The organism is Methylorubrum podarium (assembly GCF_022179745.1).
GTDB classification, from domain to species: domain Bacteria; phylum Pseudomonadota; class Alphaproteobacteria; order Rhizobiales; family Beijerinckiaceae; genus Methylobacterium; species Methylobacterium podarium.
Genome location: NZ_BPRD01000329.1, coordinates 1 through 6,748, shown reverse-complemented (window position 1 = coordinate 6,748; position 6,748 = coordinate 1). Strand labels below are relative to the sequence as shown.

General features: G+C 72.7%; 8 protein-coding genes. All 8 read left to right on the top strand.

Going from position 1 to position 6,748, the window contains the following annotated elements; all coding sequences use genetic code 11:
- The first annotated feature begins 36 nt into the window (after positions 1-36).
- A complete protein-coding gene (trpD, locus tag MFF42_RS16335) occupies positions 37-1,050 on the top strand; it encodes an anthranilate phosphoribosyltransferase (protein WP_238256689.1) in 1,014 nt (337 codons plus the stop codon).
- 33 nt (positions 1,051-1,083) lie between these two features.
- Positions 1,084-1,941 (top strand): indole-3-glycerol phosphate synthase TrpC, encoded by an 858-nt coding sequence (gene trpC, locus MFF42_RS16330; RefSeq protein ID WP_238256687.1) that lies wholly within the window; start codon positions 1,084-1,086, stop codon positions 1,939-1,941.
- Positions 1,938-2,423 (top strand): cyclic pyranopterin monophosphate synthase MoaC, encoded by a 486-nt coding sequence (gene moaC, locus MFF42_RS16325; RefSeq protein ID WP_283206889.1) that lies wholly within the window; start codon positions 1,938-1,940, stop codon positions 2,421-2,423. The genes trpC and moaC overlap by 4 nt, the downstream gene beginning before the upstream one ends.
- On the top strand, positions 2,420-3,646 hold the full coding sequence (locus tag MFF42_RS16320; RefSeq protein WP_238256686.1) for a molybdopterin molybdotransferase MoeA: 1,227 nt from the start codon (positions 2,420-2,422) through the stop codon (positions 3,644-3,646). The genes moaC and MFF42_RS16320 overlap by 4 nt, the downstream gene beginning before the upstream one ends.
- A 159-nt stretch (positions 3,647-3,805) precedes the next feature.
- Positions 3,806-4,267, top strand: coding sequence for a 3-hydroxyacyl-ACP dehydratase FabZ (gene fabZ, locus MFF42_RS16315; protein ID WP_238256685.1), 462 nt, complete (start codon positions 3,806-3,808; stop codon positions 4,265-4,267).
- 5 nt (positions 4,268-4,272) lie between these two features.
- Positions 4,273-5,079, top strand: a complete 807-nt coding sequence (lpxA, locus tag MFF42_RS16310; protein ID WP_238256684.1) for an acyl-ACP--UDP-N-acetylglucosamine O-acyltransferase — start codon at positions 4,273-4,275, stop codon at positions 5,077-5,079.
- An 11-nt stretch (positions 5,080-5,090) separates the two neighbouring features.
- Positions 5,091-5,939, top strand: coding sequence for an LpxI family protein (locus MFF42_RS16305; protein WP_238256683.1), 849 nt, complete (start codon positions 5,091-5,093; stop codon positions 5,937-5,939).
- A partial coding sequence (locus MFF42_RS16300) for a lipid-A-disaccharide synthase (protein ID WP_507763113.1) occupies positions 5,936-6,748 on the top strand: 813 nt, incomplete at its 3' end. The genes MFF42_RS16305 and MFF42_RS16300, both read left to right, overlap by 4 nt.

Sequence of the window (6,748 nt, the reverse complement as noted above, 5' to 3'; positions counted from 1 at the left end):
CGGAGGGGAGAGGGCTCGAACAGAGCCACGATCCCGATGGACGCCTTCAAGACCCACCTCGCAGCCGTCGCGTCCGGTGCCCCGCTGAGCCGCGACCAGGCCCGCGCCGCCTTCGACGACCTGCTCTCCGGCGAGGTCACGCCGATCCAGGCCGGCGCCTTCCTCACCGCCCTGTCGGTGCGGGGCGAGAGCGAGGACGAGATCGTCGGCGCGGTCTCGGCGATGCGGGCGCGGATGCTGCCCGTGGCGGCGCCCGAGGGGGCCATCGACATCGTCGGCACCGGGGGCGACCATTCGGGCAGCTACAACGTCTCGACGCTGGCGGCGCTCCTCACCGCCGCCTGCGGCGTGCCGGTGGCCAAGCACGGCAACCGCGCCGCCACCTCCCGCTCCGGCGCCGCCGATGTGCTCGCCGCGCTCGGCGTGAAGATCGGCCTGCCGCCCGAAGCCCTGGCGCGCTGCCTGTCGGAGGCCGGCCTCTGCTTCATGTTCGCGCAGACGCATCACGGCGCCATGCGCCACGTCGCGCCGGTGCGGACCGAGCTGCCGTTCCGCACCATCTTCAACATGCTCGGGCCGCTCTCGAACCCGGCGGGCGTCACCGCGCAGGTGTTCGGCGTCTCGCGGCCCGCCTGGGCCGAGCCGCTGACGCGGGTGCTGGCGACGCTGGGCAGCCGCCGGGTCTGGACCGTGCACGGCTCGGACGGGCTCGACGAGATCACCACCACCGGCCCGACCGCGGTGGTCGCGCTGGAGGACGGCGCGCTCTCGCGCTTCACCATCGATCCGCGGGAGGTCGGGCTGCCGCTCGCGACCCTCGACGACCTGCGCGGAGGGGACCCCGAGCACAACGCGGCCGCGCTCGGCGCCGTGCTGGAGGGCGCCCGCAACGCCTACCGCGACATCGCCGTGCTGAACGCGGGCGCCGGCCTCGTCGTGGCGGGGGCCGCCGGCTCGCTCGCCGAGGGCGTCGCGCGGGCGCAAGCGGCGATCGATTCCGGCGCCGCGCGGGCGACCCTCGCGCGCCTCGTCGCCGTCTCCAATGCGTGATAGACGGCCTGGAACGCCTCCAAGGACAGACCGATGGACGACATCGTGGCCGACGTGACCATCGGGCCTGCCGCGACCGCTCCCGAGCGGGCGAGCGTGCTGGCGCGGATCGAGGCCTACAAGCGCCGCGAGATCGCCGAGGCGAAACTGCGCGTGCCGCTGGCCAAGCTCGAGAAGCAGATGGCCAAGGCCGAGCCGCCCCGCGGCTTTGCCGATGCCATCGCCCGGCACATCGCCGAAAACCGCCCCGCGCTGATCGCCGAGATCAAGAAGGCCTCGCCCTCCAAGGGCCTGATCCGCGCCGATTTCGATCCGACGACGCTGGCGAAGGCGTATGAAGCGGGCGGCGCCACCTGCCTCTCGGTTCTCACCGACACGCCCTCCTTTCAGGGCGCGCCCGAGTTCCTGACCGAGGCCCGCGCGGCCTGCGACCTGCCGGTTCTGCGCAAGGACTTCCTGTTCGAACCGTATCAGGTCTACGAGGCCCGCGCCTGGGGCGCCGACTGCGTCCTCGTCATCATGGCCTGCCTCGACGACGCGGAGGCCGCCGCCATCACCGAGACCGCGCACGACCTCGGCATGGACGTGCTGGTCGAGGTCCACGACGCCGCGGAACTGGAGCGGGCGCTTCCGCTCGGCACCCGGCTCGTCGGCGTCAACAACCGCAACCTCAAGACCTTCGAGGTCTCGTTCGAGACGGCGATTCACCTGAAGCCGGGCATCCCGGCCGACCGGATCGCGGTGGCCGAGAGCGGCATCGGCACCCACGCCGACGTGCAGCGGCTGAGGCAGCACGGGCTCGACACCGTCCTCGTCGGCGAGAGCCTGATGCGGCAGGCCGACGTGACCGCGGCGACCAGGGCCCTGCTGTTCGGGGAGTCCGGCCGGTGAGCGGCGCCGCCCTCACCCATATCGACCGGACCGGCGCGGCCAACATGGTCGATGTCTCCGACAAGGCCGCGACCTCGCGCACGGCCGTGGCCGAGGGCGTGGTGGTGATGCGCCCGGAGACCCTGGCGCTGATCCGCGAGGGCGACGCCAAGAAGGGCGACGTCATCGGCACCGCGCGGCTCGCTGGCATCATGGCCGCCAAGCGCACCCACGAGCTGATCCCGCTCTGCCACCCGCTCCTGATCACCAAGGTGCGGCTGACCTGCGAGCCCGACGATTCCCTGCCCGGCCTGCGGCTGACCGCGGAGGTGAAGGTGCAGGGCCAGACCGGCGTCGAGATGGAGGCGCTCACCGCCGTCTCGGTGGCCTGCCTGACGGTCTACGACATGGTGAAGGCCGCCGACCGCGGCATGCGCATCGAGGGCATCCGCCTCCTGTCGAAGGAAGGCGGCAAGTCCGGCGCGTGGAACGCCGCGCCATGAGCCTGCTCCCGGTCGCCGAGGCGCTGGACAAGATCCTCGCCGCCATCCCCGGGCCGGTGGCGGTCGAAGAGATCCCTATCGCCCAGGGCGCCGGACGGACCCTGGCCGCCGATCTCACTGCCCAGCGGACCCAGCCGCCCTTCCCGGCCTCCGCCATGGACGGCTACGCCGTGCGCGCCGCCGACGTGACGAACGCCCTGGCTCGCCTGCGCCTGATCGGCACCAGCGCCGCCGGCCACGGATTTTCCGGTACGTTGGGGCCGGGCGAGGCGGTGCGCATCTTCACCGGCGCGCCGGTGCCCGAGGGGGCCGACGCGATCCTGATCCAGGAGAATGCCGCGGCCGAGGGCGACACCGTGATCGCCCGCGAGCCGGCGGCGGTGGGACGCTTCCTGCGCCGGGCCGGCCTCGATTTCCGCGAGGGCGAGACGCTGGTGCGGGCGGGCGACACCCTCGACGCGCGCCGCCTCGCGCTCGCCGCCAGCGCCGGCTACGCCGTGCTGCCGGTGCGGCGCCGGCCGCGGGTCGCCGTGCTCGCGACCGGCGACGAGCTGGTGCGGCCGGGCGAGCCGGCGGCCTGGGACCAGATCACCGCCTCGAACGGTCTCGCGCTGGGCGCCCTCAGCCTGGAGGCCGGCGCGGAGGTCGTCGATCTCGGCATCGTTCGCGACGATCTCGGCTCTTTGCGCGAGGCGGTCGGCCGGGCGCGCGCGGCGGAGGCCGATCTTCTGGTGACGCTGGGCGGCGCCTCGGTCGGCGACCACGACCTCGTCCAGGCGGCCCTCGGCGCCGAGGGGCTCGAACTCGGCTTCTGGCGGGTGGCCCTGCGCCCCGGCAAGCCGCTGATGCACGGGCGACTCGGCCCGATGTCGGTGATCGGCCTGCCGGGCAATCCGGTTTCCTCGATCGTCTGCGGCCTGCTCTTCGTGGTGCCGGCGATCCGGGCGCTCCTCGGCGACCCGCGCGCGGACGAGGACCGCAGCGAGCCGGCGATCCTCGGCCGCGACATGCCGGAGAACGATGCTCGCCAGGACTACCTGCGCGCCCGCCTCGACACGGCGCCGGACCGCCTGCCGGTCGTCCACCCCGAGACGCGCCAGGATTCCTCGATGCTCTCGGTGCTCGGCAGCAGCGAGGCCCTGCTGATCCGCCCAGCCCATGCGGGCCCGGCCAAGGCGGGCGACCCGTGCCGGATCATCCGGCTGGATCGGCGGATCGTCTAGGTTGAGATTGGTGTTGCTGCCGTCGGCCGTGTCCCTGCCCGCGCAAAAGTCTTGCATCTGCCCGATTTTCTGCCGAAGAGGGCGGCCTTCACCGGATAAAGGCACCGGATCCCGCGGCGGATGCCGCCGGACAGGCATGGGCGGGGAGCGTTGGGATCGATGAGCGAGACGCGGGAGCTGGGTTCGGCCGACATCCAGAAGGTGCTGGAACTGCTGCCCCACCGCTATCCCTTCCTGATGATCGACCGCATCATCGAGATCGACCGGGACGAGAGCTGCATCGGCATCAAGAACGTCACGGCGAACGAGCCGCAATTCACCGGGCACTTCCCCGGCCTTCCGGTCTTTCCCGGCGTGCTGCTGATCGAGGGCATGGCCCAGACGGCGGGCGCGATCTGCTGCCGCCACATCATGAGCGACGAGCTGAAGACCAAGCAGGTCTTCTTCATGACGATCGACAAGTGCAAGTTCCGCAAGCCCGTGGTGCCCGGCGATCAGGTCCGCTTCCACATGACGAAGCTGAACCAGCGCAAGACCATGTGGTGGTTCCGCGGCGAGGCCCGCGTCGAGGGCACGCTCGTGGCGCAGGCCGAGATCGGCGCCATGCTGGTGACGGAGTGAGCGCGGTGCGGGAAGGCATTCACCCGAGCAGCGTCGTCGAGGACGGCGCCCGGCTCGGGGACGGCGTGCGGATCGGTCCGTTCTGCCATATCGGACCCGAGGTCGTGCTCGGCGACGGCTGCGAGCTGATCAGCCACGTCGTGGTCGCCGGCCGGACCACGGTCGGCGCGCGGACCAAGATCTATCCCTTCGCCTCGATCGGCCACCCGCCGCAGGATCTCAAATTCCGCGGCGAGCCCTCGACGCTCGCCGTCGGCTCCGATTGCCTGATCCGCGAAGGCGTGACGATGAATCCCGGCACCGCCGGCGGCGGCCTCGAGACGGTGGTCGGCAACGGCTGCGCCTTCCTGGCCAACAGCCATGTCGGCCACGATTGCCGGGTCGGCGACCACGTTGTCTTCTCCAACAACGTGATGCTCGCCGGCCATTGCCACGTCGGCAACTACGCCATCCTCGGCGGCGGCGCGGCGGTGATCCAGTTCGCCCGCGTCGGCAACCACGCCTTCGTCGGCGGCCTCTCGGGGCTGGAGAATGACTGCATCCCCTACGGCATGGTGCTCGGCAACCGGGCCTACCTCTCCGGTCTCAACATCATCGGCCTCCAGCGCCGCGGCTTCTCGCGCGAAGACATCCACGCCCTGCGCCGGGCCTACCGGCTGCTCTTCGCCCAGGAAGGCACGCTGATGGAGCGCGTCGAGGACGTGGCGGCCGAGTTCGATACCCATCCGGCGATCCACGAGATCCTCGCCTTCATCCGCGAGGGCGGCAAGCGCTCGATCTGCACGCCCCGCGCCGTCGCCGCGGCGGCCTGAGGCGACCCGCCGTGACCGATCCCGCCCGGCCCCTCGCCCTGGTGGCCGGTGCGGGCCACCTGCCGGAACTGGTCGCGGCCTCCCTCGATCGGGCGCGCCGGCCGTTCCGGATCCTCGCCGTGCGCGGCTTCACCGAGCGGGCGATGCGGCGGCGGGCCGACGCGGTGGTCGATCTCCTCGACATCCCCGGCACCCTGCGCATCCTGAAGGAATGGGGGCCTTCCGCCGTGGTCCCGGCCGGCGGCGTCACCCGCCCGAGCCCGGCCGCCCTCCTCAACGCGGCGCACGCCGTGCGCAACCGCGACATCCTGAAGAGCCTCGCCGGCGGCGACGACCGGCTCCTGCGGGCGGTGCTGTCGCTGCTGGAGGAGAACGGGCACCGGGTGCTCGGCGTCCACGAGGTCGCGCCCGACCTGCTCGGCCGGCTCGGCCGTCACGGCAAGGTGGAGCCGGATGCCGACGCCATCCTGTCGATCGCCACGGGACGGGCCATGCTCGGCGCCCTGAGTCCGTTCGACGTGGGGCAGGCGGCTGTGGTGGCCGCCGAGCGCATCATCGCCGTCGAGGGGCCCGAGGGCACGGACCGCATGCTCGCCCGCGCCCGCGCGCTCAACCGCAAGCCATTCGGCCGCGGCACGCCCGCGAAGGGCACGGTCCTCGTCAAGCTGCCGAAGCTCGGCCAGGATCTGCGCATCGACCTGCCGGCCATCGGCCCGCGCACCGTGCGCCGGGCGGCGCAGGCGGGCTGCGCCGGCATCGCCATCGGCGCCGGCCACACCCTGGTGATCGATGGCGAGGCGACGGTGGCCGCGGCGGATGCGGCGGGCCTCTTCCTGATCGGCGTGGAGGTCGCCCCGTGACGCACCGGCGGATCTGGCTCGTCGCGGGCGAGGATTCCGGCGACCAGCTCGGCGCCAAGCTGATCCGGGCGCTGCGGGCCCTCTCGCCCGCGCCGCTGACCCTCGGCGGCGTCGGCGGCGAGGCGATGGAGGCGGAGGGTTTCCGCTCGCTCTTCCCCATCGATGACGTGGCGGTGATGGGCTACCTGCCGGTGCTCGCCCGTGCCCGCACCCTGCTGCGGCGCATCCGCGAGACGGTGGACGACGTCGTCGCGGGGCGACCCGACGTGCTCGTCATCATCGACAGCCCCGGCTTCACCCACGCCGTCGCCACCCGCGTCCGCAAGCGCCTGCCGGATCTGCCGATCGTCGATTACGTCTCGCCGAGCGTCTGGGCGTGGCGGCCCTGGCGGGCCAAGGGCATGGTGCCCTTCATCGACCACGTGCTCGCCCTCCTCCCCTTCGAGCCGGAGGCGCATCGCCGCCTCGGCGGGCCCCCCTGCTCCTATGTCGGCCACCCGCTGATCGAGCGCCTGGCCGAGCTGCGTCCCTCCCCCGAGGAGGCCGCCATCCGCGAGGGGCGCCCGCCGGTCCTCGCGGTCCTGCCGGGCTCGCGCCGCTCGGAGATCGAGCGGCTGATGCCGGTGTTCGGCCGCACCGTCGCGGACCTCGCCCGGCGGATCGGACCGTTCGAGATCGAGCTGCCCAACGCCTTCACCGATCCTGGAACCCGCATCTACTCGGTCAGCGGCCGTCAGCGGAACCGCGGCGTCGAGCTGAACGTATTCGGCGAGGTCGTCCCGGGCCTGCGCCTGCTCGGCGGCGTCACC